This window comes from Nocardioides cynanchi (assembly GCF_008761635.1).
Classification (GTDB): Bacteria; Actinomycetota; Actinomycetes; order Propionibacteriales; family Nocardioidaceae; genus Nocardioides; species Nocardioides cynanchi.
On the sequence record NZ_CP044344.1, the window covers coordinates 2,885,652 to 2,911,117 of the forward strand.

At 72.4% G+C, this 25,466-nt stretch carries 26 protein-coding genes; 12 read left to right on the plus strand and 14 right to left on the minus strand.

Annotated features, from left to right (window positions below; genetic code table 11):
* Nucleotides 1-23: 23 nt before the first annotated feature.
* Genes E3N83_RS19610 through E3N83_RS13925 form a run of 3 tightly spaced genes read left to right on the plus strand, consistent with a single transcriptional unit; the run spans nucleotide 24 to nucleotide 1,921 of the window.
* The gene (locus E3N83_RS19610) at nucleotides 24-1,052 is read left to right on the plus strand and encodes a glyoxalase superfamily protein (RefSeq protein ID WP_191907810.1); all 1,029 of its coding nucleotides are present in this window, start codon (nucleotides 24-26) and stop codon (nucleotides 1,050-1,052) included.
* 9 nt (nucleotides 1,053-1,061) lie between these two features.
* Nucleotides 1,062-1,352 carry a GNAT family N-acetyltransferase gene (locus E3N83_RS13920; protein WP_151083800.1) on the plus strand — a complete coding sequence of 97 codons (291 nt, stop codon included), beginning with the start codon at nucleotides 1,062-1,064 and terminating at the stop codon, nucleotides 1,350-1,352.
* Entirely contained in the window at nucleotides 1,349-1,921 is a 573-nt protein-coding gene (locus E3N83_RS13925; protein ID WP_151083801.1) for a DinB family protein, read from the plus strand. The genes E3N83_RS13920 and E3N83_RS13925 overlap by 4 nt, the downstream gene beginning before the upstream one ends.
* Before the next feature lie 4 nt (nucleotides 1,922-1,925).
* Here E3N83_RS13925 and E3N83_RS13930 read toward each other — a convergent pair whose 3' ends face one another.
* Entirely contained in the window at nucleotides 1,926-2,888 is a 963-nt protein-coding gene (locus E3N83_RS13930) for a serine/threonine-protein kinase (RefSeq protein ID WP_202879224.1), read from the minus strand.
* Nucleotides 2,889-3,533: 645 nt separating this feature from the next.
* Between E3N83_RS13930 and E3N83_RS13935 the strand changes: the two genes are divergently transcribed.
* Entirely contained in the window at nucleotides 3,534-4,001 is a 468-nt protein-coding gene (locus E3N83_RS13935; protein ID WP_151083802.1) for a hypothetical protein, read from the plus strand.
* Between the two features lie 6 nt (nucleotides 4,002-4,007).
* On the opposite strand, the gene E3N83_RS13940 is transcribed toward E3N83_RS13935, so the two are convergent.
* Complete coding sequence (locus E3N83_RS13940) at nucleotides 4,008-5,216, minus strand: ATP-binding protein (protein WP_151083803.1); 1,209 nt, start codon at nucleotides 5,214-5,216, stop codon at nucleotides 4,008-4,010.
* A 223-nt stretch (nucleotides 5,217-5,439) separates the two neighbouring features.
* On the opposite strand from E3N83_RS13940, the gene E3N83_RS13945 reads away from it, so the two are divergent.
* Nucleotides 5,440-7,197: an MFS transporter gene (locus E3N83_RS13945; RefSeq protein WP_191907811.1), complete on the plus strand. Its 1,758-nt coding sequence runs from the start codon at nucleotides 5,440-5,442 to the stop codon at nucleotides 7,195-7,197.
* A complete protein-coding gene (locus E3N83_RS13950; protein WP_151083804.1) occupies nucleotides 7,194-7,658 on the plus strand; it encodes a MarR family winged helix-turn-helix transcriptional regulator in 465 nt (154 codons plus the stop codon). Before E3N83_RS13945 ends, E3N83_RS13950 begins: the two co-directional genes overlap by 4 nt.
* 125 nt (nucleotides 7,659-7,783) lie before the next feature.
* On the opposite strand, the gene E3N83_RS13955 is transcribed toward E3N83_RS13950, so the two are convergent.
* Nucleotides 7,784-8,758, minus strand: coding sequence for a CPBP family intramembrane glutamic endopeptidase (locus E3N83_RS13955; RefSeq protein WP_191907812.1), 975 nt, complete (start codon nucleotides 8,756-8,758; stop codon nucleotides 7,784-7,786).
* A 111-nt stretch (nucleotides 8,759-8,869) separates the two neighbouring features.
* On the opposite strand from E3N83_RS13955, the gene E3N83_RS13960 reads away from it, so the two are divergent.
* Entirely contained in the window at nucleotides 8,870-9,151 is a 282-nt protein-coding gene (locus tag E3N83_RS13960) for a hypothetical protein (protein ID WP_151083806.1), read from the plus strand.
* 12 nt (nucleotides 9,152-9,163) lie between these two features.
* Here the strand turns inward: E3N83_RS13960 and E3N83_RS13965 are convergent, their stop codons facing one another.
* From E3N83_RS13965 to E3N83_RS13975, 3 genes are all read right to left on the minus strand, one after another.
* Nucleotides 9,164-10,552 carry a hypothetical protein gene (locus E3N83_RS13965; protein ID WP_202879225.1) on the minus strand — a complete coding sequence of 463 codons (1,389 nt, stop codon included), beginning with the start codon at nucleotides 10,550-10,552 and terminating at the stop codon, nucleotides 9,164-9,166.
* Nucleotides 10,553-10,699: 147 nt separating this feature from the next.
* Nucleotides 10,700-11,554, minus strand: coding sequence for a serine/threonine-protein kinase (locus E3N83_RS13970; protein WP_151083808.1), 855 nt, complete (start codon nucleotides 11,552-11,554; stop codon nucleotides 10,700-10,702).
* A 30-nt stretch (nucleotides 11,555-11,584) separates the two neighbouring features.
* Nucleotides 11,585-11,830: a hypothetical protein gene (locus E3N83_RS13975; RefSeq protein ID WP_151083809.1), complete on the minus strand. Its 246-nt coding sequence runs from the start codon at nucleotides 11,828-11,830 to the stop codon at nucleotides 11,585-11,587.
* A gap of 64 nt (nucleotides 11,831-11,894) precedes the next feature.
* On the opposite strand from E3N83_RS13975, the gene E3N83_RS13980 reads away from it, so the two are divergent.
* On the plus strand, nucleotides 11,895-12,761 hold the full coding sequence (locus tag E3N83_RS13980) for an Fpg/Nei family DNA glycosylase (protein WP_151083810.1): 867 nt from the start codon (nucleotides 11,895-11,897) through the stop codon (nucleotides 12,759-12,761).
* A gap of 4 nt (nucleotides 12,762-12,765) precedes the next feature.
* Nucleotides 12,766-13,101, plus strand: coding sequence for a rhodanese-like domain-containing protein (locus tag E3N83_RS13985; RefSeq protein ID WP_151083811.1), 336 nt, complete (start codon nucleotides 12,766-12,768; stop codon nucleotides 13,099-13,101).
* A 43-nt stretch (nucleotides 13,102-13,144) separates the two neighbouring features.
* Here the strand turns inward: E3N83_RS13985 and E3N83_RS13990 are convergent, their stop codons facing one another.
* Both E3N83_RS13990 and aat read right to left on the minus strand, forming a co-directional pair.
* Nucleotides 13,145-13,573 carry a hypothetical protein gene (locus E3N83_RS13990; protein ID WP_151083812.1) on the minus strand — a complete coding sequence of 143 codons (429 nt, stop codon included), beginning with the start codon at nucleotides 13,571-13,573 and terminating at the stop codon, nucleotides 13,145-13,147.
* A 29-nt stretch (nucleotides 13,574-13,602) separates the two neighbouring features.
* Nucleotides 13,603-14,322, minus strand: a complete 720-nt coding sequence (gene aat, locus E3N83_RS13995; protein ID WP_151083813.1) for a leucyl/phenylalanyl-tRNA--protein transferase — start codon at nucleotides 14,320-14,322, stop codon at nucleotides 13,603-13,605.
* A 43-nt stretch (nucleotides 14,323-14,365) separates the two neighbouring features.
* Here aat and E3N83_RS14000 point away from each other — a divergent pair, with 43 nt between their 5' ends.
* Complete coding sequence (locus tag E3N83_RS14000) at nucleotides 14,366-15,082, plus strand: EcsC family protein (protein ID WP_151083814.1); 717 nt, start codon at nucleotides 14,366-14,368, stop codon at nucleotides 15,080-15,082.
* Here E3N83_RS14000 and E3N83_RS14005 read toward each other — a convergent pair.
* The 6 genes from E3N83_RS14005 to E3N83_RS14030 all read right to left on the minus strand — a co-directional run bounded on the left by E3N83_RS14005 (nucleotide 15,043) and on the right by E3N83_RS14030 (nucleotide 23,169).
* Nucleotides 15,043-16,257, minus strand: coding sequence for a hypothetical protein (locus tag E3N83_RS14005; protein ID WP_151083815.1), 1,215 nt, complete (start codon nucleotides 16,255-16,257; stop codon nucleotides 15,043-15,045). The genes E3N83_RS14000 and E3N83_RS14005 overlap by 40 nt on opposite strands.
* Nucleotides 16,254-17,441 carry a hypothetical protein gene (locus tag E3N83_RS14010; RefSeq protein WP_151083816.1) on the minus strand — a complete coding sequence of 396 codons (1,188 nt, stop codon included), beginning with the start codon at nucleotides 17,439-17,441 and terminating at the stop codon, nucleotides 16,254-16,256. The genes E3N83_RS14005 and E3N83_RS14010 overlap by 4 nt, the downstream gene beginning before the upstream one ends.
* Before the next feature lie 7 nt (nucleotides 17,442-17,448).
* Nucleotides 17,449-18,540, minus strand: coding sequence for a hypothetical protein (locus E3N83_RS14015; protein ID WP_151083817.1), 1,092 nt, complete (start codon nucleotides 18,538-18,540; stop codon nucleotides 17,449-17,451).
* A gap of 143 nt (nucleotides 18,541-18,683) precedes the next feature.
* A complete protein-coding gene (locus E3N83_RS14020; protein WP_151083818.1) occupies nucleotides 18,684-19,610 on the minus strand; it encodes a hydroxymethylglutaryl-CoA lyase in 927 nt (308 codons plus the stop codon).
* Entirely contained in the window at nucleotides 19,603-21,525 is a 1,923-nt protein-coding gene (locus tag E3N83_RS14025) for an acetyl/propionyl/methylcrotonyl-CoA carboxylase subunit alpha (RefSeq protein WP_151083819.1), read from the minus strand. The genes E3N83_RS14020 and E3N83_RS14025 overlap by 8 nt, the downstream gene beginning before the upstream one ends.
* A gap of 3 nt (nucleotides 21,526-21,528) precedes the next feature.
* On the minus strand, nucleotides 21,529-23,169 hold the full coding sequence (locus tag E3N83_RS14030) for a carboxyl transferase domain-containing protein (RefSeq protein ID WP_238342913.1): 1,641 nt from the start codon (nucleotides 23,167-23,169) through the stop codon (nucleotides 21,529-21,531).
* A 91-nt stretch (nucleotides 23,170-23,260) separates the two neighbouring features.
* On the opposite strand from E3N83_RS14030, the gene E3N83_RS14035 reads away from it, so the two are divergent.
* Nucleotides 23,261-23,842 carry an SACE_7040 family transcriptional regulator gene (locus tag E3N83_RS14035; RefSeq protein ID WP_151083821.1) on the plus strand — a complete coding sequence of 194 codons (582 nt, stop codon included), beginning with the start codon at nucleotides 23,261-23,263 and terminating at the stop codon, nucleotides 23,840-23,842.
* Between the two features lie 61 nt (nucleotides 23,843-23,903).
* Nucleotides 23,904-25,457 carry a hypothetical protein gene (locus E3N83_RS14040; RefSeq protein ID WP_151083822.1) on the plus strand — a complete coding sequence of 518 codons (1,554 nt, stop codon included), beginning with the start codon at nucleotides 23,904-23,906 and terminating at the stop codon, nucleotides 25,455-25,457.
* Nucleotides 25,458-25,466: the final 9 nt, after the last annotated feature.

Below are 25,466 nucleotides of genomic sequence, written 5' to 3' on the forward strand. Positions count from 1 at the left end.
GTCCGCCGGAGAGAAGCAGCGTGATGTCGGACCCCAAGTCGATGGCCCGCAGGCTGCGCGCCGACCTCGCCCAGCGCGGGGTGGAGCTCAGCCACAGCGAGGCCCTCGAGATCGTCGCCCACCAGTACGGCGTACGCGACTGGAACACCCTGGCGGCCCAGCCTCCCGAACCCGTCGACCCGACGGTCGACCGGCCCGCCCTCGGTGCGGCGGTGCCGATCCTGCGGACCTTCGACCGCGCCAAGGCGATGGAGTTCTACGTCGACTTCCTCGGCTTCACCCTGGACTGGGAGCACGGCGGTCACGCGGACCACTCCCCGCTCTACGCGCAGGTCTCCCGCGGTGCGACCCGTCTGCATCTCAGTGAGCACTACGGCGACGCAAGCCCGGGCGGGGCCGCCCTGATGCCGGTGGCCGACATCGAGGCACTGCACGCCGAGCTCCACGACCGCGACTACGACTACGCCCGACCGGGCATCCGCGAGGAGGACTGGGGCCGGGTGCTCGTGGTCGTGGATCCCTTCAACAACCGGCTGGTCTTCCACCAGCCGGTCACCGACGACACCGTGCCGCGCTCGACCGAGGCCGCGGGTCCGATCGAGCACGGCTACCACCTGGCGTGCTCGCCCGCCGAGGCGTTCTCGGCCTTCACCAGACGCATCGGCGACTGGTGGCACACCGCCTACGGGCCGGAGGGGATGACCTCGATCCACGTGGCGCCGGCGGTCGGCGGCCCGGCGATGATGCGCCTGGCCGACGGCACGGCGTACCAGTGGGGAACGGTGACCGCCTGGGAGCAGCCGGAGCACTACGCCCAGACCTTCACCCTGGCCCAGGACCCCGAGCACCCGAGCACGCTGGAGGCGTGGTTCGCACCCCACCCCGACGGCGGCTGCGCGTTCCGCTTCGCCCACGGCGGCTGGACGGCGGGCAACCTGGCGGGCCGGGCGCGGTTCACCGAGTGGCCGATCCTGCTGGACCGCTTCGCCGCGGTCGCGGAGGGGCGTCCGGTCCCCGAGGTCCCCGACCACGTGCTCCAGGGCGGCGGCTAACGTGCACCCATGAGCGACATCTCGGTGCGCGACAACCCGGCTGACAACCGCTTCGAGGCGTTCGTGGACGGGAAGCTCGCCGGCTTCTCGGCCTACGCGCTGTCCGACGGCGTGATCGCGTTCACCCACACCGAGGTGGACGACGCGTTCGAGGGCCACGGTGTCGGCTCGGCCCTGGTCCGGCAGTCGCTCGACCAGGTCCGTGAGAGCGGCACCCTGCAGGTCAAGGCGCTGTGCCCCTTCGTCCGGGTCTGGATCGAGCACCACCCCGACTACCAGGACCTGACCCGACCCCGATGAGCCTCTCCGCCGACCTCGGTCGCTACCTCCAGGAGGGGCGCGACTCGGTGGTGCGGGCCCTCGACGGTCTCGGCGAGTACGACGTGCGCCGCCCGGTGGTGCCCTCCGGCACCAACCTGCTCGGACTGGTCAAGCACCTGACCGGCGTCGAGCTCGGCTATCTCGGGGCCAGCCTCGGGCGGCCCGCACCCGTCTCGCTGCCCTGGGAGGAGGACGGCTCGGTGTGGGAGTCGGCCGACATGTGGGCGACCCCCGACCAGAGCCGGGAGGAGCTGCTCGGCCTCTACCGGGTGGCCTGGCAGCACAGCGACGAGTCCCTGGCCCGGTTTCCCCTCGACGCGCCGGCATCGGTGCCGTGGTGGCCGGAGGAGCGTCGTACGACGACGTTCGGCGCGCTGGTCGTGCGGGTGGTCGCCGAGACCGCGCAGCACGCCGGCCACTGCGACCTGGCCCGCGAGATCGTCGACGGGCGTCGGGGCCGCGACGCCGACGACCTCGGCGACGAGACGTGGTGGACGGCCTACGTCGAGCGGATCCAGGCCGCCGCGGACACCTTCCGCGACGCCTGACGGCTCACTGCTCGAAGAGAGCTGCCCGGTCCACGGCCATGGTGCCCGTGGGCTCGGCGGGCGTCGGGTCCGGATCGATGATCACGGCGTCGTCGAGCGAGGACTCGCCGTAGACCGCCTGGGCCAGCCCGAGCGACAGTCCCATGATCTCGTGGTCGGCGAGGCCGAGCCGGACCGCGACCGCCCGCGCGTTCTCGGGCCGGTTGCGCGGGTCCTTCTCCAGGAGGTGCTCGATGACGCCTGCGAGATCCTCGGGTACGTCGTCCGGGAGCGGCGGCGGCGCCTCGTGCAGGTGGCTCATCGCGGTCGCGATCGGAGTGCCCTTGTCGAACGGCTTCGACCCGGTCAGCATCTCGTGGCCCACCACGCCCAGGGCGTACAGGTCGCTGGCTCCGGTGGCCGGGCGTCCCAGCGCCTGCTCGGGGCTGATGTAGTTGGGCGTGCCGAGCAGGTCGCCGGCTCGGGTGTGGCCCGAGGCGTCGACGGCCCGGGCGATCCCGAAGTCCGTGAGCTTCACCAGACCGTCCTCACGGACCAGGATGTTGGCCGGCTTCACGTCGCGGTGCACGACCCTCGCCTCGTGGGCCACGCCGAGCGCCAGCGCGCACTGCCCGACGATCGAGCGCACCTGGTCGGGGTCGAGGGTGCCTTGCTCCTTGATCAGCAGCGACAGCGGCTTGCCGTCGACCAGCTCCATCACGAGGAAGGCCACGCCGTCGTCCTCGCCGTAGTCGAACAGCGTGGCGATGTTGGTGTGGATCAGCGACGCGGAGTGCAGGGCCTCGTCGCGGAACCGGAGCGCGAACAGCTCCTCGTGGTCGGGGTCCGGGCGCATCACCTTCACGGCCACCCGGCGCTGGAGCACGCTGTCCTCGGCGGCCCAGACGTCGGCCATCCCGCCCGAGGCGACGCGCTCGTCGAGGACGTAGCGGCTGCCCAGCGTCGTGCCTGCCTCGACACGCGTCACTGCGTGGGCCCCACGAACGTCTCCCTCCACCTCGGTTGAGGGCGAACGTCCCGTCCCTGACCCGGCGGAGGCCCCACCCGACGATAGGACAGCGTCGCAGATCACGCTTCACCCCTTGGGTGGGGGGGCGCCGTGGCGCCGGTCACCCCTGACATGCCCGATCCGCGCCTGACCACCCGTGGGAGGTGGTCCGGCGCGGAGGGTCAGCCCGACTAGCGGGTGAGCTCGGACTCGGCGACGTCGAGCCGGTGACGCGGGGCGACCGATGGGGCGGCCTCCTGCGCGAGCCGGCGTACGACGGAGAAGCCGCGTCCTCGCGGGTGCTCGATGAGTAGACGCGGAGCATGGGGCACCGCGTCAGTGGCGGGGCGCGTCGCGACGATAGGCGCGTCCACGAGTAGTGCGTTAGTCATGTGTCCCCCCGGACCATTCCCTGGCGACCCTGGTGGGTCGTCCCCCTACAGGTTCGAGCACCTGCGTAGGGACAACGGTGTCACCTGTTCGGGGTTCTGTCCTGAAATCGGCGAAATTATTGCCGAGATCGGCCCCTTCACCCCGTGGGCGGCCCCGTAGTCGACGGTTTTCGTAGGCTTCCGGAGCCTGCCTAGGCTGAAGTCTCGCGCGCAACCGCCTCGGGAGGCAGCCATGGACGCGACACCTGACCCCCACGTCGTCGGCGACGGGCGGCTGCCGACGCCGTTCACCGCCGACGAGATCCGGCAGGGCTGCCTCGAGGGCCGCACCGTCCGGCTGCGCGTCGAGCCCGCGTCCGGGACGGCGTACCAGCGGGTGAACCGGTACGCCGACTGCGACGCCGACGGCACCACCGTCGAGAGCTGGGTGGTCGGTGAGGGTGGCGAGCAGGTCGGCTTCGCCGCCAACCGGCAGACCTGGCTCGACCTCCAGCGTCATGCGGCCTTCCCGGTCGCCGGCACGGCCGTCACCGACGAGACCCTCGACCTGCGGTTCGGCACCTTCGCCTGTCGGGTCTACAGCCGCGAGGGCGCGCGCTTCCTCTTCGCCGTCGACCTGCCCGGGATGCCGGTCCGCTACGAGATCCCCGACGAGGGCGGCGTCACCGTCACCGAGATGGTCGCCGACGAGCGCACCTGAGGCCGCTCACCGCGACCGCAGGAACGCCCCGAAGTGGGGCACGGTGAAGGCGATCCGGCCACGCTCGCCGGAGTAGATCAGGCCCTTCTTCAGCAACGCGTCGCGCGCCGGGGAGAGGGACTGCGGCTTCTTGCCCAAGGCCGCCGCCACCTCGGCTGTGGGCACCGACTCGACGTCGTCGAGCACCTCACCGCGGTCGGCCCGCGCCGTGGCGGCATCGGCCATGCCGCGCAGGTACTCCCGCTCCCCCGGTGTCGCGCGCTCGTAGCGGGAGCCGAAGAACCCGACTGCCAGCTCGCGCTCGGCCTCCGGCGCGCCGACGGCGACGTCGGCGGCGGTGATCGGCGACCGGGGCGCGAGGTCCCACACGGTCTTGCCGTAGGCCTGGATGAAGTAGGGGTAGCCGCCGGTGGCGGCGTACAGCGCGGCCAGCGCCTCCTCGTCGTACGACGCGTCCTCGGCCTCGGCGGGTACCCGCAGCGCGAGGTCGGCCGCCTCGCGGTCGAGGCGGTCGATCCGCTGGAAGGAGAAGAGCCGCTCCGAGTAGGACTTCGCGGCCGAGAGCACGGCCGGCAGGTGGGGCAGGCCGGCGCCGACCACGATCAGCGGCAGTCCCGACTGGCTGATCTCGTGGCAGGCGGCGCACAGGGCCGACACGTCGTCGGGGCCGAGGTCCTGCATCTCGTCGACGAACACCGCGATGCCGTGGCCGCGGTCGGCAGCCAGGCCGCCGAGGTCGGTGAAGAGCTCGACCAGGTCGATCTCGATGTCTCCGGAGTCGGCCCGGCCGCGCACCGCGGGTGCATCGATGCCGGGGTTCCACTGGTCGCGGAGCTTGGCGCCGGACCCGGCCTCGCGCTGGGCGAACGAGCGCACCACGCCGAGCACGTGGGTCACCGACTCCTCGTCGGGATGGCCGAGCTCGCGCACCGCCTGGTGCACGGCCGACGCCAGCGGGCGTCGCAGCCCCTGGTCGGGCCGGGCCTCGAGCTTGCCGGTACCCCAGCCACGTCGTACCGCCGCGGAACGAAGCGCGTTGAGCAGCACGGTCTTGCCCACACCTCGCAGCCCGGTGAGGACGACACTGCGCTCGGGACGTCCCCTGGCCACCCGCTCCAGCACCACGTCGAAGGCACCCAGCTGCGGACCGCGACCGGCCAGCTCGGGCGGCCGCTGACCGGCGCCGGGCGCATAGGGGTTGCGGATCGGGTCCATGTCCCGACGCTATCGCCGTCTCTAAGGTCGAGCGTAGACGCCGGGCGCGTGGTCTCGACTTCGCTCGACCATCGAGGGGGAAGCTCGACCACCGAGGGAGCGGACTCGACCACCGAGGGGGAGGCTCGACCACCGAGGGGGGAAGCTCGACCACCGAGGGGGAGCTCGACGACCGAAAGGGTGGGCTCGACCCCCGGGGAAGTGGTTAGTATCCTTGAACTAAATGACTGCCACGACCTCACCACTGCGCGGCGGGCTCGGCCCGCGCTACAAGTGGATCGCCCTGTCCAACACCACGCTCGGCGTGCTGATCGCCACGATCAACTCCTCGATCCTGCTGATCGCGCTGCCCGACATCTTCCGCGGGCTGGAGATCGACCCGCTCGCGCCCGGCAACTCCAGCTACCTGCTCTGGCTGATCATGGGCTATCTCGTGGTCACCGCGGTGCTGGTGGTGGCGTTCGGGCGCCTCGGTGACATGTACGGCCGGGTGAAGATGTACAACGCCGGCTTCGCGATCTTCACGTTCTTCTCGATCGCCCTCAGCGTGGTCTGGCTGACCGGATCGGCCGGCGTGCTCTACCTGATCGTGATGCGCCTGCTCCAGGGCGTCGGCGGAGCGCTGCTGATGGCCAACTCCAGCGCGATCATCACCGACGCGTTCCCCGCCGACCAGCGTGGCCTGGCGCTCGGCCTGAACATGGTGGCGGGCATCGCCGGCTCGTTCCTCGGCCTCGTCATCGGCGGGGTCCTGGCCCCGATCGACTGGCGACTGGTCTTCCTCGTCTCGGTGCCGTTCAGCCTCTTCGGCACGCTGTGGGGCTACCTCAAGCTCCGCGACCTCAGCCCCCGCCGCCACCACGTCATGGACTGGTGGGGCAACCTCACCTTCGCGACCGGCTTGATCGGCGTGCTGGTCGCGATCACCTACGGCATCCAGCCCTACGGCAGCCACATCATGGGCTGGACCAACCCGTGGGTGATGGGCTCGCTGCTCGGCGGGGTCGCGCTGCTCGTGGTCTTCTGCGTGATCGAGACCCGCGTCGAGCACCCGATGTTCCACATCGACCTGTTCAAGGTGCGCGCCTTCTTCTACGGCAACCTGGCCAGCCTGCTCGCCGGCCTCGGCCGCGGCGGGCTGATGTTCATCCTGATCATCTGGCTCCAGGGCATCTGGCTGCCCCGGCACGGCTACTCCTTCGAGTCCACGCCGCTGTGGGCCGGCATCTTCATGCTGCCGATGACCGTCGGCTTCCTGGTCGCGGGCCCGCTGTCCGGCTGGCTGTCCGACCGGTACGGCGCGCGCTGGTTCGCCACCGGGGGAATGCTGATCGCGGCGGTCAGCTTCGTGTGGTTCGCGCTGCTGCCGGTCGACTTCGCCTACTGGTCGTTCGCCGCGGCCCTGTTCGCCAACGGGTTCGGGATGGGGCTGTTCGCCTCGCCCAACCGGGCCGCAGTGATGAACGCCCTGCCCGCGAACCGGCGCGGGGTCGGCGGCGGCATGAGCACGACGTTCCAGAACACCTCGATGGTGCTCTCCATCGGCATCTTCTTCTCGCTGATGATCGCCGGGCTCGCCGGCTCACTGCCGGCCACCATGCAGGCCGGCCTCACCGCGCACGGCGTTCCCGCGGCGCAGGCGCACGCGGTCGCCGGGCTGCCCCCGGTGTCGGTGCTGTTCGCCTCCCTGCTCGGCTACAACCCCGTGCAGTCGCTGGTCGGCGACCACACCCTGAGCACCCTGCGCCCGACCGACGCGTCGTACCTCACCGGGCACTCGTTCTTCCCGTCGCTCATCTCCGGCCCGTTCCACGACGGCCTGGTCGTCGCCTTCGCCTTCGCGATCGGGGCCTGCCTGGTCGCAGCCGTGGCGTCCTGGCTGATGGGCGGGAAGTTCGTGCACGCCGACGACCAGCACGAGGAGGTCCCGGTCGACTTCGCCCAGCCCGAGGTCGGCGCCCCCGAGGCGGCCCGGACATGAGCCGGACCGCCTCCTCGAGTGACCTGACCGGGCTGGCCGCCGAGGTCCGCACCGAGGTGGCCCGACTGGCCTACCACCTGCGCACGCCGGCGACCCGGTCGGGCATCACCCCGACCCGCCTCGCAGCGCTGGCCGCCCTGGCCCGGCACCCCGACGGCCTGCGCCAGGGCGACCTGGCCGACCTGATGAACATCTCGGCGCCCAGCACCACCCGGCTGGTCGAGATCATGTGCGAGGCGGGCTGGATCGACCGCCGCCGCGACCCGGAGGACGGTCGGGCCCTGGTGCTCGCGCTGTCCCCAGTCGGGGAGAAGACGCTCGAGACCCTGCGCCAGGAGACGACCTCCGTGCTCAGCGGTGAGCTCGCCGACCTCACGCAGGACGAGCTGGCCACCCTCGAGGCCGCCGTACCCGTGCTCCGCAAGCTCGCCGACCGGCACGTCGACGCCCCGCGGGGTTGAGAGCGGCGGCGGTTTCACCGGTACACCGGGGAAACCTGGCGTTCTCGGCCGAAACGTCGCGGCAGAACGTCAGGATTCGCGCGGGAACCTCTCCCGTACCTGCGCTCCCTCAGCGCACCGGACACTCAGCGGGCCGCCACTGCCGGAGTCGCCGGGCACTCCGTGGTCCGTGACCTGCGCGCGTGCCGCCCGCCCAGCCAGATCGCCACGCCCATCACCGCCAGCACGTCGACGAAGCCGGCGATCGACGCCCAGGGCAGGTCGATGTCGCCGGAGTCCACCGAGTTGAAGAACGAGCCGAGTGGCGTCAGCAACGGCCACAGCACGAGGACGCTGCGCGTCTGGGCGAACGCCACCGCGTAGACGATGCCCAGCCCGGCCAGGAAGACCAGCTCGCTGCCCCCCATCCCGTAGCCCACGTGGTAGAGCCCGTAGAGGACCGCTGCGCCGCCGATGCCCGCGGCCGGCCCGTACGCCGCCTCGAGCCTGGTCTGGATGAACCCCCGGAAGAAGACGGACTCGAACACACCGACCACGAGCGCCATCACCAGCAACGGCACCCAGTCCACCGGCGCAGGCAGGTCGTAACCCCAGAGCGTGAGGGCGAACTGGACGCCGGCGAACACCAGCGCGAGGACGCCGGTCACCCGCCAGTCCCCGACCTTCAGGCCCAGGTCGTCCAGTCCCGCGTGCCGACGCCAGACCGTGTAGTAGATCGGCCCCACCACTCCGAGGATCAGGGCCGCGGCGAAGGAGAGGAACAGGCCGGCGACGTGGTCCGTGGTGAACCCGACGAAGGCGAGCCGCATCAGGGCCACCACGCCGACGTACAGCGCGGCGATGACGAGCAGGTCGGTGCGGGATCCCGTACGCCGAACCGCCGGCAGCGACCGGGGCAGCAGGCACAGCAGCAGTGCCGTGACTGCCACGACGAGGCCGTACCAGCCTCCCGGCACCACCTCCAGCAGCAGCAGCGCCGCCACCACCCAGCTCGACCACAGCACCGTGCGCAGAGCGCGGTCCGACCAACGTGACGTCACCATCGCAACCACCGCCTCGACGCCACTCAACCGCAACCGCGCCGCGTCCAGCAGAGTCACCCGTCCACCGGGGCTGGGCCGTTGGGCCCGGAGCGAGGCCGACGACGCCGAGGAGCTTCCACCACCATCCTGGGATGGCCGCACCGCTCGGACGGGCGTCATGCTGGCGACATGCACACCTTGCACATCGAGCACGCCATCTCCGACCTCGCGACCTGGCAGGAAGCCTTCGCCCGCTTCGCGGCGACCCGCGCGGCCAGTGGTGTCGTCCGCGAGGTGATCCGGCAGCCCGTCGACGACGACCGCTATGTCGTCGTCGACCTCGACTTCGCCACCGAGCCGGAGGCCGCGGCGTTCCTGGAGATCCTCCGCACACGGGTGTGGTCGGTGCCGGACAACAGCCCGGCGCTGGTCGGCTCGCCCACGACCCGGATCCTCCGGGCCGTGGGCTGAGCGACCGGCGGGTCAGGCCAGGACGCTGACCACGTCCACGTAGAAGCTGGTCGGCAGCGTGGAGTCGTTGACCGCCTGGAACTTCAGGGTGATCGTCTGCCCGGCGTACGCCGACAGGTCGACCGACGTGGCGAACCACGAGCCCTTGGTGGAGGCGTTGCTGACGGTCTTCAGGGTCGTGCCGTTGGCCTGGACGTTGAGCGTGTCGTACGCCGTGGTGCCCGACTCCGAGGTCGTGACGTACGTCCGGAACGACAGCGTCTGCGACGTGGCTCCGGTCGGTACCATCACCTGCTGGGTGGCCGACTGGGTCGACGAGACCGTGCCACCGGCGAGCAGCGAGTGGGTGCCGGCGTACGCGCGCGTCGTCACCACCGCGGCGCCGGAGCCCAGGCTCCAGTAGGACTTGCCGGACTCGAAGCTGCCGTTCGTGACCCGCTCCGACGGCGTACCGCCACCTCCACCGCCGCCACCACCGGTCGAGCCGCCGACCAGCCACTGGGTCGCGTTGAGCGCCAGCGCGGCATCGGTGGCGGCCGGGTCGTTCCACCCGTTGAAGAGGGTGTTGCCCGACTGGCCGGTGCCGTCGTCGATCGGCGAGCTGTCGCCCCAGTAGGCCACGTGCCCGAGGCCGAACGTGCTGGTCACGAACGCCGCTCCGGTGGTGCCGCTGGCGGAGTAGCCGCTCCGGTAGAGCTCGCCGCGCACCGCTGCGTTGTCGGCCGGGTGCAGCGTCGCGGTCGTGCCGTCGCGCAGGATCGAGCCGGTCACGGTGCCGAACGGGCCGGCGATCACCGCGTCGCCGGCGGCCGAGGCGCCGACCACGTTGGGGTTCTCGTTCGCGATGTCGAGGAGGTCGATCGAGAAGCCGAACGGGTCGGTGGAGTCGATGGAGTTGTTGCTCATCAGGTCGTTGAGCACCTTGACCGAGTCGGCGCCGTCGTTGTTGCGGTCGGAGTTGTTGTGGTCGCTGACCATGAACAGCCCGCCGCCGGCCTGCACGAACCTCATGATCGCGGTCTTCTCCGCAGCCGTGAACAGGATGTTGGGCTCCGGCAGCACGAACTCGTCGTAGTGGCTGAGGTCCTGCGCGTTGGTGGAGTCGCCGTAGGTGATCCGCCCGGTGGACGGCAAGGTGGCCAGGGAGTAGCTCCCGGTCTTCTGGAGTGCGACTCCCCACGCCGAGATCGCGCCGGTCCAGCTGGTCTCGCTGGTGGGGTTGGCGTTCTGCCCGAGCGGGTCGGGCTGGCTGGTGGAGATGATCCAGTCGGCGTTGCCGGCCGTCTCCGCCGAGGTGTTGTCGAAGAGCACGCGGTACGGCGGGGTGGCCGCCGTGGACGGGCTCTGGAGGGCGAGGCTCGCGCCGGCGATCAGCGCGCACGCGAGCAGGACTGATTTCACATGTTCCCGAGACATGCCGAGCAATCTAGGGCTGCCATCGGCCGACCACCAGAGGCACCCAGGTGACCGCTCGGTGAACGTCCGAGGCAGGGTCGTGTGCCTGAGGACGCGGTCCAGCGCGTCCTCAGGCACACGACCCGACACCGTTCAGCGGCCGCGGGCGGACCGCCAGGCGGCAGCGAACGGCGCCACACCGGCGTACCGGTCCTCCGGCGACGGCTGGACGGCCTGCTGGACGACCTCGGCGAGCGCCGCGGGCCCGCAGAAGTCCGAACGACTTTCGGTCAGGCGGGTGGCGAAGTGCCAGACCAGCCGGCCCAGGGTGAACACCGTGGTGCGCTCGTCGATGACCGCCCCGAGCTCGAACTCCTCGGGGGCCATGAACCTCGTGGAGCCGAACATCCGACCCATCTCGTTGCGGCTGGGCCCACGCCGGTAGCCGTCGAGGTCGACCACCTTCAGCGAGCCGGTGCCGTGGTCGACGATCAGGCACCCGTCGTACAGGTCGACGGCCACCCAGCCCACCGCGGCCAGGGCCGTGTGCAGGTCGACCAGCACGTCGAAGACACCGAGCAGCCGCTCCGACGGCAGGTGTGCGAACCGCTGGTACGACGACGTCGGGTCGGGGCGCTCCGCGGCGCGGACGCCGACCAGCTCACCGTCGGCGGCCTCGTAGACCAGGGCCGGCCCCCCGGGTGACTCGATCACGTTGAGCAGGCGGGGCAGCGCCGGGTGGTCGCACGAGCGGGCCACCACCACGGCGTTGCGCAGCACCTCGACCCGCCCCGCATGGTCGAAGTACGGCACCGCGGCTCCGGGCGGCGGTGGGGTGTCCGGGCCGGCCGTCTTGACGAAGAGGCGACGGTCACCCACGTCGACCAACCAGCTGACGTTGCCGGAGTCCTGGGTCAGGTGCGCGAACTCCGCGACCACGCTGCCCGCACCGCGGACGAAGTCGGCCGGGGCCTCACCGATCGAGGTGACGGTCAGCAGGTCGCTCATCGCGCCCACGATAACGACGCGGGACCGGTCTCAGGCGTGCCGGCGCTGCAGGGCCACGTCGTACGCCGTGTCGAGGCCGGTGCGCAACAGGTCGATCAGGCGCGGCACCTCGTCGACCGCCAGCCGGAACGAGCCGGCACAGACGTTGTCGCGCCACAGCGACAGCACGACCAGCTCGGCCTCCTGGTGCCACGAGACCCGCATCGCGCGGTTGCCACCGCGCGCGTCGAGGAAGATCTCCCCGGTCGCGGGCAGCGGACGCGGGACGGTGGCCATGGTCGATTCTCCCCCCGCGCCGGTGATCGCGCCAGCGTTGCGCCCGATCGGGGATAATCGCACCATGCCCGAGCTCCCCGAGGTGGAGGCGCTGGCCCTGGACCTCAAGGGCCGGCTCGACGGACGCGCCCTGACCCGGATCCACGTGGTCGCCTTCAGCGCGCTGAAGACCTTCGACCCGCCGGTCTCCGCGCTCGAGGGCACGATGGTCGACGACGTCACGCGGCACGGCAAGTTCATCGACATCGAGGCCAGCGGGCTGCACCTGATCTTCCACCTGGCCCGGGCCGGGTGGATCCGCTGGCGCGACGAGGTGCCGGCGCTGCCACCCAAGCCGAGCATGAAGTCGCCACTCGCGGTGCGGCTGGTCCTCGACGACGAGACCGGGCTCGACGTCACCGAGGCCGGCACCAAGAAGAGCCTGGCGATGTACGTCGTCCGCCGTGCCGCCGACGTGCCCGGCATCGCCAGCCTCGGCCCCGACCCGCTGGAGGAGTCGTTCACCCCCGACGTGCTGCACCGGATCCTGGAGGACGCCGGGCGCTCGCAGATCAAGGGCGTGCTGCGCCACCAGGGCACGATCGCCGGCATCGGCAACGCCTACAGCGACGAGATCCTGCACGCCGCGAAGATGTCGCCGTTCAAGCCGGCCAACAGCCTCGACCAGGTGGAGTTCGACCGGCTCTTCGCCGCGATCAAGGACGAGCTCGGCGATGCGGTGGCCCGCTCCCGGGGGCTGGCGGCCAGCGAGCTCAAGGGTGAGAAGAAGTCGCACCTCGCGGTGCACGGCCGGACCGGCCAGGCCTGCCCGGTCTGCGGCGACACGGTGCGGGAGGTCAGCTTCGCCGACTCCAGCCTGCAGTACTGCCCCACCTGTCAGACCGGCGGGAAGCCCCTCGCCGACCGCCGGATGTCACGTCTGCTGAAGTAGGCACATGGAGATCCCCACCGCTGCCGTCGACGGCGTCCCCGATCCGCTGCCTGCGCAGCTCGTCGTGCTCGACGTCCGTGAGGACGACGAGTGGGAGGCGGGCCACGTCGAGGGCTCCCTGCACATCCCGCTGATGCACCTGGCCGGCCGCTTCGCCGAGGTGCCGACCACCGGCCAGACGCTGGTGGTCTGCCGCGTCGGCAGCCGCTCCGCGCAGGCTGCCGCCTATCTCCTGCAGCAGGGCGTCGACGCGGTCAACCTCGCGGGAGGCCTCGCCGCGTGGGCGAACGCCGGACGGCCGCTGGTCACCGACGACGACCGGCCGCCACGGGTGCTGTGACCCGCGGCGGTCCGGACCGTCGGGTGTCCGGTGCACGGACCGGTCAGCTCGAGGGCGCGCTCGGCGTCGAGTCGGTGCTCGGGACGCACGCCTGGGCCAGGTAGGTGGTGAAGGCGACGACGTCCTTCTGGTCGGTCGCGCTCAGACCCTTCTCCATCGCGGTGAGGTCGGCCGACTTCGCGTTGTCGGGCAGCGTCTCCAGGTGGTCCACCAGGACCTCGAAACCGTGCCGGGCGTCGGCGGCGATGCCGCTCGGCGTGCCGACGGCCAGGAGCTGGTCGGCCGCCTGCTTGGGCGTGGTCGTGTTGGCCATCTTCTGGAAGGTCCCGCAGAAGTCCGACGTGGTCGCCCCGCTCGGGGCTCCCGCGGCACCGGTCGCAGCAGGTGCCGACGACGAACCGCCGCCACAGGCGGCCACGGCGCCGGTCATCGCGAGCAGGCCGGCCGCGGCCAGCGTCTTCTTGCCAAACATGGGTGTCCCCTCTGAGGTACGACGTGCTGTCACGCGCCACTGTGCCCGTTCGAGGGTCCATACGCACGTCGGGGGTCGACGGTTCGACCGAAGTCCGCCTCCGGAGTGGCCAGCACCACACGCAACCGGTCGAGGTAGTCGCCCCGCGCCACCTCGCTGGCGCCGAGCGAGGCCAGGTGCGGGGTCTGCCACTGGGTGTCGATCAGCCGCTGCTCGCCGTCGTCGAGCAGGGCCACCAGCCCGAGCAGCGCGACCTTCGACGCGTCGGTCTCGCGGTGGAACATCGACTCGCCGGCGAACAGCCCACCGATCGCCACGCCGTACAGCCCTCCCACGAGGCGGCCGTCGCGCCAGGTCTCGACCGAGTGCACCCAGCCGAGCTCGTGCAGGCGGAGGTACGCCGTACGGATCTGGTCGTCGATCCAGCCGGACGGGCGACGCGGGTCGGCGCAGGCGTCGATCACCTCCGCGCAGGCCGTGTCCACCCTCAGCTCGAAGCTCCGCGCCGCGCGCCGCAGCGACCGCGACACCCGCAGGTCGGCCGGGGCCAGCACCCCACGGCGTACCGGGCTGAACCACGCCATCGGCGCCCGGCGCCCGCCGATCGGCATCGGGAACAGCCCTCGGCGGTAGGCCTCGAGCACGGTGCCGGGCTCGAGGTCGGCACCGGTGGCGACCAGGTCGTCCTCGGCGTGGAAGCGCTCCGGGCCCGGGAAGTCCCAGACGCTCGGGGGCGGTTCGACGGGCACGCGTCCACGGTAGCCATCCGCCAGGGGAACGTAGGATCAGGACATGGCGGGGACCAGCAGCGGGAACGGCGCCCGGGGCAGCAGCGCTGTCGGCAGCGTGGGCCGCCAGCTCGCCCCCCGGCTCAGCGAGCTCGCGCCGGGCCTGACGGCGACGTTCGTGCGCGAGGCGCTGCACCGCGCCATCCACGGCATCGGCCCGCTGCCGCCCGCCGCCGCGGCCGCCGAGAAGCAGCTGCGGGAGCAGCGCGGGAACGTCGACAAGGCCATCCACGAGGTGATCGAGAACCACGTGCGGTACGCCGGGGCCCAGGGCTTCCTGACCAACCTCGGCGGGCTCACCACGATGGCGTTCACGGTGCCCACCAACATCACCGGCCTGGCCCTGGTCGAGTGCCGGATGATCGCCGGCATCGCGCACCTGCGCGGCTACGACCTGGCCGACGCCCGGGTCCGCAACGCGATCCTGGTCTGCCTGCTCGGCGAGGAGTCGGTGGCCGACCTGGTCAGGGCCCGGAAGCTGCCGGCGCCGCCGATGGCGATGGCCACGGCGCCCGCCCACGACCCGTCGCTCGACCAGGTGATCTCCGCCCAGGTCGCCTCCGACCTGGTCGCCAAGGTGGCCGGCAAGCGGGTGGCCGGCTCGTTCGCCCGCCGGGTGCCGCTGGTCGGCGGATTCGTCGGGATGGGTGCGGACGGCTACGCGACGTGGAAGATCGGCCGCTACGCCGACCGCGAGCTCCTACCCCTGGCCCGGCGGTAGAGCTTCATCGCCAACCGGCCGGCCCGGCCGTGCTCGAGCCGGCGCACCGTCTTCTGGCGCCAGCGGTACGTCGGCCGCAGGTAGGCCTTCTCCAGCTCGCGGTGCGCCTGGTCGAGGTCGCCCCGGCGGTGGTCGAGCTCGTGCCGCAGCCGGGCGTTGTCGAGCAGCAGCGCCTTGAGCGCATCGACGGCCGCGCCGGCGACCAGCGCCTCGTCGGGGTGGTCGGGGTCGGCGTACTCGGTCGGCGGGGGGCCGCCGCGCAGGTCGTCGAGGTCGCCCACGACGTCGTACCCCCGGCGTCGTACCTCCTCGATCCAGGCGTCCTCCAGCTCGGTGGCCCAGGGGTGGACGTCGGGCGGGAGGCCGAGGCGTGGTGAGTCGGTCCGCCGCGACAGCGTCTGGTGGGCGAGCAGCTCGCGGACCAGCGGCCGGTAGTCGGCCGGCTCGAGCTCCTCGTTGGCGGCACGGTTGATCCGGCGGATCAGCGCGGTCTCGGGGGCGCCGAGCGAGGGGTTCATCCGCTCGCCGTCGAGCGCCAGCGAGATGCCGGTCAGCCCGAACGCCTCGGTGAACCGCTGCCACAGCAGGTCGGGGGAACCGCCCGCCGGGGGCACCGTGACCACGTGGACGTGCTCGGGGGGCAGGTCGTGGCCCCAGCGGTCGAGGATGTCGGGGATCTCCTGGACGCCCCAGAACCACGTGGCGATCCGGCCCTCGCGGCGCGGGTCCCGGATCTGGTCGAGGAAGCGGCCGTAGGGCAGCGCGGCGCGGTGCTTGACGTTCTCCTGCCACTCGGCCGGGATCTGGCGGACCAGGTCGCGCGCCGACAGCACCAGGTGGACCTCGGTGTCGCCGCCGTGGCCGAGGGTCTCCAGGGCGTGCCCGATCTGGGCTCGCGACGCGGTGGCCAGGATCTCGTGGCTGATGATCGAGGTGCCCGGCCACCGGCGTACCTGGGCGGCGAGGTGGTCCCACGCGCCGATCGCGTCGGCCTCGAGCCCGCCCCAGGGCAGCCGCATCAGGTCGAGCGCGGCCAGGAAGTGCCCGTCGAAGCGGTCCGCGGGGTAGCGGATGCTCTTGGTCAGCAGCTTCTCGCGGTTGTTGAACAGCACGTGCTGGAGGTACGACGTGCCGGTCTTGGGTGTGCCGACGTGGAGGTAGACCTTCTTGGTCATGTCCCCTCTCCCTCCCCGTCGGTGCCGGCGTCCCGGGCACCGACCGGCGGACCGAGCAGCACCTGCATGGCCAGCGCGAGCACCCGCTCGTCGTCGGGCGCGGACACCCCCGCCTGACGACGCGTCCGCCCGGCCCGGTCGCCGGGCGGTGCCGGTGCGTCCAGGTCGGGGAGGTCGCCGTGGACAGCGTAGTTGCCCCCCGCGAGCCGCTCGCGCAGGTCGGCGGTGCGCCCGGAGAGCCACGGCAGATGGCGCTCGGGGACGTGCAGGGTGGCGCCCTCGAACCCCGCGAGCAGCGGCCGGAGCCGATGCCACAGCAGCAGGGCGCGGCGTTCGGGGGGGACCAGGCTGCCGAGGACCGGGCCGGTCCGGCGGGCCAGCTCGACGGCGTCGGCCGACAGGTCGCGGGTGGGTGCAGAAGGGCGGCGCAGGCCGGCGAGCCGAGCGCCGTGCCTCGGGTCGTCGAGGACCACGTGGGTGCGGCCGGCGCCGACCCGGGCCGACCAGGTCCGGGCGATCTCGGCCAGGTCGATCCGCGGGGGGAGCGCCCCGGTGCGCTCCGCCGCGGCCACCCACTCGGGCCACGGCCGGACCCCTTCGGTGCCGAAGCAACGGGCGGTCCAGGCGTGCACCAGCATCCGCTCGACGTCGGTGCCGAGCACGACCACGGTGGCCCCCGCTCCGCCGGGTGGGCGGCCGTCGGCGGTCAGCTGCTCGCGGAGGGGCCTGGCCAGCTCGGGGTCGCCGAGCAGCCGGTAGCGGCGGCGGAACCGCCGCGCCTCGCGGGGCGCGGGCGGGTCGCCTGCGGCTACGACGTCCTCGGCGATCAGCGCGGTCGCGACCCGGACCAGCTCGTCGGGCGGCAGGTCCTCGGGGTCGACCGGCGGCGGCCCGAAGCGGGTCGCCGGCAGGACCCCGACCAGGCCCAGGTCGGGTCGGCCCCGACCGGGTGCGCTGGCGGAGAGGACCCGCTCGGCCAGCTCGGGGCGTGGGACCCGCTGCACGTTGAGCCGGCGCAGGAGCTCCAGCTGCTGGGCTCCGGGCAGGTAGCGACCGGCCTGCTCCCGGGCCGGCGCCGGGTCCGCCCACCGCGACCAGGACGTCGTACCCCCGGAGCGGAGGTGGGCCACCCAGCCCCAGGCGCGGGCCTCGCCGTCGGTCTCGCGCCCGGCCCTGGCACTCACCTGCTCGTCACCGGCCACGCAGCTCGCGCGCCCGGCGGACCCGGGCCCGCAGGGTCCCGTCGGGGTCGGGCCGCGCGGCCGCCTCCGCCGTCATCGCGGCGAGCGCGTCGAGGGCGGCCTTCAGCTGGAGCTTGGCGGGGACCTTGTCGGGGTTGCGGTAGGTCGGCGGCTCGCCGGGCTCGAGGTCCGCGAGGTCACCCACGACGTCGATGCCGCTGCCCTCGATCCACTCGACCCAGGCCCGGCCGCGCTCGGCGGCCCAGTCTTGGAGCTTGGGCGGCAGCGTGATCGGGCGCGAGCGCCGCCGGGCCGCGAGGGTCTCCTCGGCGAGCATGCCGCGGATCAGCTGGTCGTGGTCCGACTCGCGGCGGGTGGTGCGGTCGATCCGGCGGTTGAGCCCGCGCAGGACCTGCGCCTCGGCCATGCCGAGCGAGGTGTTGACGCGCTCGCTGTCCTCCGGTGCCCAGTCGGGGTCGATGCCGAAGACCGTGCAGAAGCGCGACCAGAGCACGCCGGGCTCGGCCCGCGCGGCCTCGGCGCTCGGGACGGTGACGACGTGGACCCGGTCCGGCGTCAACCCGTCGCTCCACTGGGACAGCACGGCGGGCAGGTCGAACGCCCGGGCGAACCACGGCGGCCGGTCGCTGGTCACCCGGCCCAGGTAGCGCCGGTAGCTCCACCGACGCCCCTGCTTGATGCTCTCCTGCCAGCCCGCCGGCACCTGACGGGCCAGGTCGCGGGCGGAGTAGACGACGTGCACCTCGCTGTCGGCGAGGTCGGACATCAGCCGGGCGATGGGCTGGGGCGGGGCAGGCGCCAGGATCTCGTGGCTGAAGATCACCGTCCCGGAGAGTCGCCCGATCCGCTTGACCAGCGCGTCCCAGCTGCCCGACGCATGCCCGGGCGGGCCGCCCCAGTCCTGGCCGAGCAGGTCGAGCGCGGCCCGGAAGTGGAACATCCCCGGACTGACGAACGACGAGCCCGACGGCAGGTGGACGTCGTGCTGGGCCAGGCTGCGGGCGTTGCGGGCCAGGCGGTCCTGCAGGTACGTCGTACCGGTCTTCGGCGCACCGATGTGCACGTAGACCTTCCGACTCATGGCCGCGATCATGCCAGCCCCGCGCCCCGCACCTCTCCACAGGCCCTGCGGGATAGTCCGTGACGTAAGCGCCCCATTTCGGAGTCAGATCGGGCGCTTACGTCACGGACTATCGGGATGCGGTGGGTTGTCCACAGGGTGGGTCAGCCGGAGAGGGCGCGGACGACGGCCGAGGGGCTGGGGCGGCCGAGGTGGCCGGCCAGCCAGGTGCTGGTCTCGAGCAGGGCGGTGAGGTCGACGCCGTGCTCGATGCCGAGGCCGGTGAGCATCCAGACGAGGTCCTCGGTGGCGAGGTTGCCGGTCGCGCTCTTGGCGTAGGGGCAGCCGCCGAGACCACCGGCGCTCGCGTCGTACGTCGTGATGCCGCAGCGCAGCCCGGCGTGCACGTTGGCGAGGGCCTGGCCGTAGGTGTCGTGGAAGTGCAGGGCCAGCGCGTCGACCGGGGTGCCGGCGTCGCCGAAGGCGTCGACCAGCGCGGTCACGTGCCCGGCCGTGCCGACCCCGATGGTGTCGCCGAGGCTGAGCTGGGACGCGCCGAGGTCGAGCAGCCGACGTCCGACCTCGACCACCTGCGCGATCGGCACCGCCCCCTCCCACGGGTCGCCGAAGCACATGGACACGTAGGCACGCACGTCCAGCCCCGCCTCGCGGGCCCGTCGTACGACCGGCTCGAACATCGCGAACTGCTCGTCGAGGGAGCGGTTGAGGTTCTTCTGCGCGAAGGTCTCGGTGGCGCTGCCGAAGATCGCGACGTGGCGGCAGCCCAGCTCCAGGGCGCGGTCGAGGCCGCGCTCGTTGGGGACCAGCACCGGCAGGTCGCGGCCGACCTCGCCCAGACGCGACATCAGGTCCTCGGCGTCGGCCAGCTGGGGCACCCACCGCGGGTGCACGAACGACGTGGCCTCGACGATCGGGAGCCCGGCGGCCAGGAGGCGCCGGACGAGCTCCTCCTTCACCTCGACCGGCACCAGCTCGGCCTCGTTCTGCAGGCCGTCGCGGGGGCCGACCTCGTAGATCGTGACCCGGGCCGGAAGCCGGTCCTCGGTCACCGTCATCGGCAGATCAGCCATCACCGGCTCCCTCGTCGTCCGGCTCGACCACGAACAGCGTCGCCCCCAGCGCCACCTGCGCGCCCACGACGGCCTCGGCGGACGCCACCGTCCCGGCGAACGGCGCCTTCAGCGACAGCTCCATCTTCATCGCCTCCATCATGCCGAGCACGTGCCCGGCCTCGACCCGCTCGCCCGCGGCGACGCGCACCTCGAGCACGGTGCCTGGCATCGGGGCGACCACGGTGCCGTCGCCCACGGCCACGTGGTCGGCCAGCCGGTCGGGACCGGTCAGCACGTGTCGCTGGCCCCGGTAGGAGACCTCGACGATGTCGGGCTGGACGTTGACGACCGCGCGCTCGGTGTGACCGTCGACGACCAGCTCGAGCACGTGGTCCTCCGCGCTGACCATCTGCACCGGCGTGCCGTCGACGGTGCCGAGGTGGCGGTCGACGACGACGTCGCGGTCGAGCTCGACCACGACCGGCGCGGGCGGCCCACCCAGCCGGAACCCGTCGCGCTGGAACGGGTGCCCGCTGTCCAGCGTCGCGAGCATCGCCGAGACCCAGGCGGCCATGATCCGCGGCAGGTCGGGGCTCGGGGCCGGCAGCTCGTGGTGGTCGAGCCAGGCGGTGTCGATCGCCGCGTCGCGGAACTCGTCGCTGGCGACCAGGGCCCGCAGGAAGCCGGCGTTCGTGGTCAAGCCGAGGATCGCGGTGTCGTCGAGCGCGCGGACCAGCGCCTGCCGCGCCGTCTCGCGGTCGGGGCCGTGGGCGATCACCTTGCCGAGCATCGGGTCGTACGACGTGCTGACCACCTGGTTGCTGCCCAGCGCCTGGTCGACGCGGACGCCCTCACCCGAGGGCCACCTCACCAGGCTGGTCGTGCCTGCCTGCGGCAGGAAGCCTCCGAAGGAGTCCTCGGCGTACACCCGGGCCTCGATCGCGTGCCCGCGGATGCCCATCAGATCGTCCTGCCGCAGCGAGAGCGGGGCTCCGGCCGCGATCCGCAGCTGCTCCTCGACCAGGTCGAGACCGGTGATCGCCTCGGTCACGGGGTGCTCGACCTGCAGGCGGGTGTTCATCTCCAGGAAGTAGAAGTCGCCGGTGGCGCTGTCGAGGAGGAACTCCACGGTGCCGGCGTTGGTGTAGCCGGCCGCCTGGGCCAGGGCGACGGCCGCCGCCGTGAGCCGGTGCCGCAGAGCCGGGTCGACCGTCGGTCCGGGCGCCTCCTCGAGCACCTTCTGGTGGCGCCGCTGGGTCGAGCAGTCGCGCTCGAACAGGTGGATCACCTGGCCGTGCGTGTCGCCGATCACCTGGACCTCGAGGTGGCGGCCGGACTCGACGTACTTCTCGATCAGCAACGTGTCGTCGCCGAAGGCGCTGCGTGCCTCCCGGGCCGCGGCCGCCGTGGCTGCTGCGAACTCGTCGGCGGAGCGGACGATCCGCATCCCCTTGCCGCCGCCGCCGGCCGCGGCCTTGACCAGGACCGGGTAGGCGAAGGTCTCGGGGTCCCCGTCGACGTCGTACGACGGCACGACCGGCACGCCCGCCCCGACGGCGACCGCGCGGGCGTGGTCCTTGCGGCCCATCCGGTCCATCACCTCTGCGGTGGGACCGACCAGCCGAACGCCGGCCGCCTCGACGGCGCGGGCGAACTCCGAGCGCTCGGAGAGGAAGCCGTAGCCGGGATGGATCGCGTCGGCGCCCGCCTCGAGTGCGGCCGCGACGACGGCGTCGATGTCGAGGTAGCTCTCGACCCGCAGCGCTCGGTCGGCCGCCTTCACGTGCGGCGCCTCGACGTCGAGGTCGGTGAACACCGCGACCGTGTCGATGCCGAGCCGCCGGCAGGTGCGGAAGACGCGCAGCGCGATCTCACCGCGGTTGGCGACCAGCACGGTGCGGATGACGGTGGTGACGGGATCAGTGGTGTCCATCGATCACATTCTGAAGATGCCGTAGGAGGGCTCGGGGACCGGCGCGTGCGCAGCAACGGCGAGCCCCATGCCGAGCACCCGGCGGGTGTCCGCCGGGTCGATCACCCCGTCGTCCCAGAGCCGTGCGGTCGAGTAGTACGGCGAGCCCTGGGCGTCGTACTGGTCGCGGATCGGCGTCTTGAACGCCTCCTCGTCGTCGGCGCTCCACTCCTCGCCGCGGGCGTCGAAGCCGTCGCGGCGCACGGTCGCGAGCACCGAGGCAGCCTGCTCCCCTCCCATCACCGAGATCCGGGCGTTGGGCCACATCCACAGGAAGCGCGGGTCGTAGGCGCGGCCGCACATGCCGTAGTTGCCGGCGCCGAACGAGCCGCCGATGACGACGGTGAACTTCGGGACGACGCTGCAGGCGACGGCGGTGACCAGCTTCGCGCCGTCGCGGGCGATGCCACGGTTCTCGTACTCCTTGCCGACCATGAAGCCGGTGATGTTCTGGAGGAAGACCAGCGGGATCCGGCGCTGGTTGCACAGCTCGATGAAGTGCGCGCCCTTCAGCGCCGACTCGCTGAACAGGATCCCGTTGTTCGCCACGATCCCGACGTCGTGGCCCCAGATCCGGGCGAACCCGGTGACCAGGGTCTCGGCGTAGAGCTTCTTGAACTCGTGGAACCGGCTGCCGTCGACGATCCGGCGGACGACCTCACGCACGTCGTACGGCGTGCGGGTGTCGGCGGGGACCACATCGTACAGGCTCTCGGGCGGCTCGTGCGGCTCCTCGATGGCGACCGGTGGTCGAGCGGCGCCCCCCGGTGGTCGAGCGGAGCCCACCGGTGGTCGAGCGGAGCCCACCGGTGGTCGAGCGGAGTCGAGACCACCCGGCGGTGGCAGGGTGTCCACGATGCTGCGCACGATGGCGAGCGCGTGGACGTCGTCGTCGGCGAGGTGGTCGACCACGCCGGAGGTACGGGCGTGCACGTCGCCGCCACCGAGCTCCTCGGCGGTGACGACCTCACCGGTCGCGGCCTTCACCAGGGGTGGGCCGCCGAGGAAGATGGTGCCCTGGTTCTTCACGATCACCGACTCGTCGCTCATCGCCGGCACGTAGGCGCCACCGGCGGTGCACGAGCCCATCACGCTGGCGATCTGCGGGATGCCGCGCGCGGACAGGTTCGCCTGGTTGAAGAAGATCCGGCCGAAGTGCTCCCGGTCGGGGAACACCTCGTCCTGCATCGGCAGGAACGCGCCGCCCGAGTCGACGAGGTAGATGCAGGGCAACCGGTTCTCCGCCGCGACCGTCTGCGCCCGCAGGTGCTTCTTGACCGTGAGCGGGTAGTAGGTGCCGCCCTTGACGGTCGCGTCGTTGGCCACGATCACGCATTCGCGGTCGTGGATCCGCCCGATCCCGGTGACGATGCTGGCGCTCGGCACCGCGTAGTCGCCCCCCTCGAGACCCGCGTACATCCCGAAGGCGGCCAGCGCGCTGAGCTCCAGGAAGGGGCTGCCGGGGTCGAGCAGCCGGTCGATCCGGTCGCGCACCAGGAGCTTGCCGCGGTCGGTGTGCTTGGCGCGCGCCGCCTCGCTGCCCCCACGTCGTACGACGTCGAGGTGCCCGTGCAGCTCGGCCACCAGCTCGCGCAGATCAGTCACGTCAGCAAGGTTAGCGATCATTAACCTGTGGTGCCAGCCATCCGTCACGAGACAGCGGCGTCACGCCGTTAACGAACGCTAACGTGTGCTGGTGACCCGGCGGGAGCAGATCCTCGACACCGCGGCCGAGCTGTTCGCCGCGAGGGGTTTCCACGGCGTCTCCGTGGGCGAGCTGGGGCGGGCCTGCGGGATCACCGGGCCGGCGCTGTACAAGCACTTCCCCTCCAAGGACGCCGTGCTCGCCGAGATGCTGGTCAGCATCAGCGAGCGGCTGCTCGCCGAGGGGCGCGACCGGGTGGCCCGCGCCGATGACGCGGACAGCGCCGTCGAGGCCCTGGTCGCCTGGCACATCGACTTCGCCCTGCGGCACCGGGCGCTGATCGTGGTCCAGGACCGCGACTGGCAGTCGTTGCCGCCGGAGGCCCGCGAGCGGGTGCGCGCCCTGCAGCGCGAGTACGTCGACGTCTGGGCGGCCCAGCTCAGGAGGGTGCATCGCGGGCTGCACACCGACCGGGCCCGGGCGATGGCGCACGCGGCGTTCGGTCTGATCAACTCCACCCCGCACAGCGGGCTGATCGCCGACGAGGCGATGCGCGGCGTGCTGCACCGGATGGCGATGGGGGCCCTGACCGGGCCGCTCGGCGCGACGCGAGCACCCGACGCGGGGAGCTGAGCACTGGGCCGTCGACTTCGTGGCACGCTGGGCCCACACACGGCCGACGGGGGAGACCAGCATGGCGACGGTGCACATCGGGAACGGGTCGGCACGTCGAGCCGTCGGGGGTGCGGCGGCGGCCGTCCTGCTGGCCGCGACCGGCGCAGGAGGGGCCCGGGCCGGGATCGTCGCCTCGCCCGCCTGGACCGGTTTCGCCGCCGACGCCCAGCACACCGGCATCGCCGCGGCGTCGCCCCAGCCGCTGAACCGCCTCCACTGGCAGACGCGGGTCGACCACCACCCGCAGTACTCCGGCGGCGAGGGGCCCTTCTCCCACTACGGCTCCCCGATGATCACGAGCACCAACACCGTGGTCGTGCCGACCCGGATCGGCCCACGCCGGGGCTTCGAGCTCCGCGCGTACGACGGCGCGGACGGCAGGCGTACCTGGCGGCTGTCCACCGACTACTCCCTGCCGCAGGGCGTCAGCCTCCAGTTCCCGCCTCCGCTTCCGGCGACGCTCGTCGACGACCGGCACGTGGCGGTGGCAGCCGCCGGGGGGACGCTGCTGATCCGCTCGGCGGTCGACCGGCCCCAGGGCCGGGTGAGCCGGGTGGCGTTCTACGGGCTGGGCCACTGGCGCGCCCATCGCGCCGCCTACCGCGCGGCTGTGCAGATCACCACGCCGCTGACCACGGGCCCGGACGGCTCGGTCTACTTCGGCTTCTCCGCGGCGCCGCACGCGCCCGGGCACCTGCGCAGTGGCATCGCCCGGATCTCGCCCTCCGGGCACGGGAGCTGGGTGGCGGCCCGGGACCTCGCCGGAACGCACCGCGCCTCCCGGGTGGCGCTCGGCTGCGCGCCGGCCCTCTCCCCCGACGGCACCACCGGCTACGTCGCCGTGGTCTCCCGGAGCCGGTCCCGGCTGGTCGGCTTCGACACCGCGACCCTGGCCCCGAGGTACCGGCACGGGCTGGTCGACCCCCAGACAGGCGCTCCGGCACTGGTGCTGGACGAGTCGTCGGCGACGCCGACCGTCGGCCCGGACGGCGACGTGTTCTACGGCGTGCTCGGGAACCCGCTCGAGCAGCACGACGACCGCGGCTGGCTGCTGCACTTCGACGCGCACCTGAACAGGGTGCTGACCCCGGGGTCGTTCGGCTGGGACCAGACCGTCTCGGTGGTCCCGGCGAGCTCCGTCCCGAGCTATGCCGGCGGCTCGTCGTACCTGCTGGTGAGCAAGTACAACAACTACCTGCGCGGGCCGCAGGGCGACGGCCGCAACCGGCTGGCGCTCCTCGACCCGCACGCCGCCCAGACCGACCGCTACTCCTCGGTCGAGGTGATGCTCGAGGTGCGGACCGTGCTCTCGCCGCGACATCCGCCGAACACCCCGGCAGGCACCCGCTACGAGTGGTGCATCAACGCGATCGCCGTCGACCCGGTCACCGGCTCCGCAATCGCCAACAACGAGGACGGCCACCTCTACCGGTGGGACCTCGACACCGGGCAGCTCACCGACCAGATCCGGCTGAACGGGCCGCGCGGGCAGGCCTACACCTCGACCGTGATCGGACCGGACGGCACGGCGTACGCCATCCAGAACGCCGTGCTGTACGCCGTCGGCGGCTGACGGGAGCGC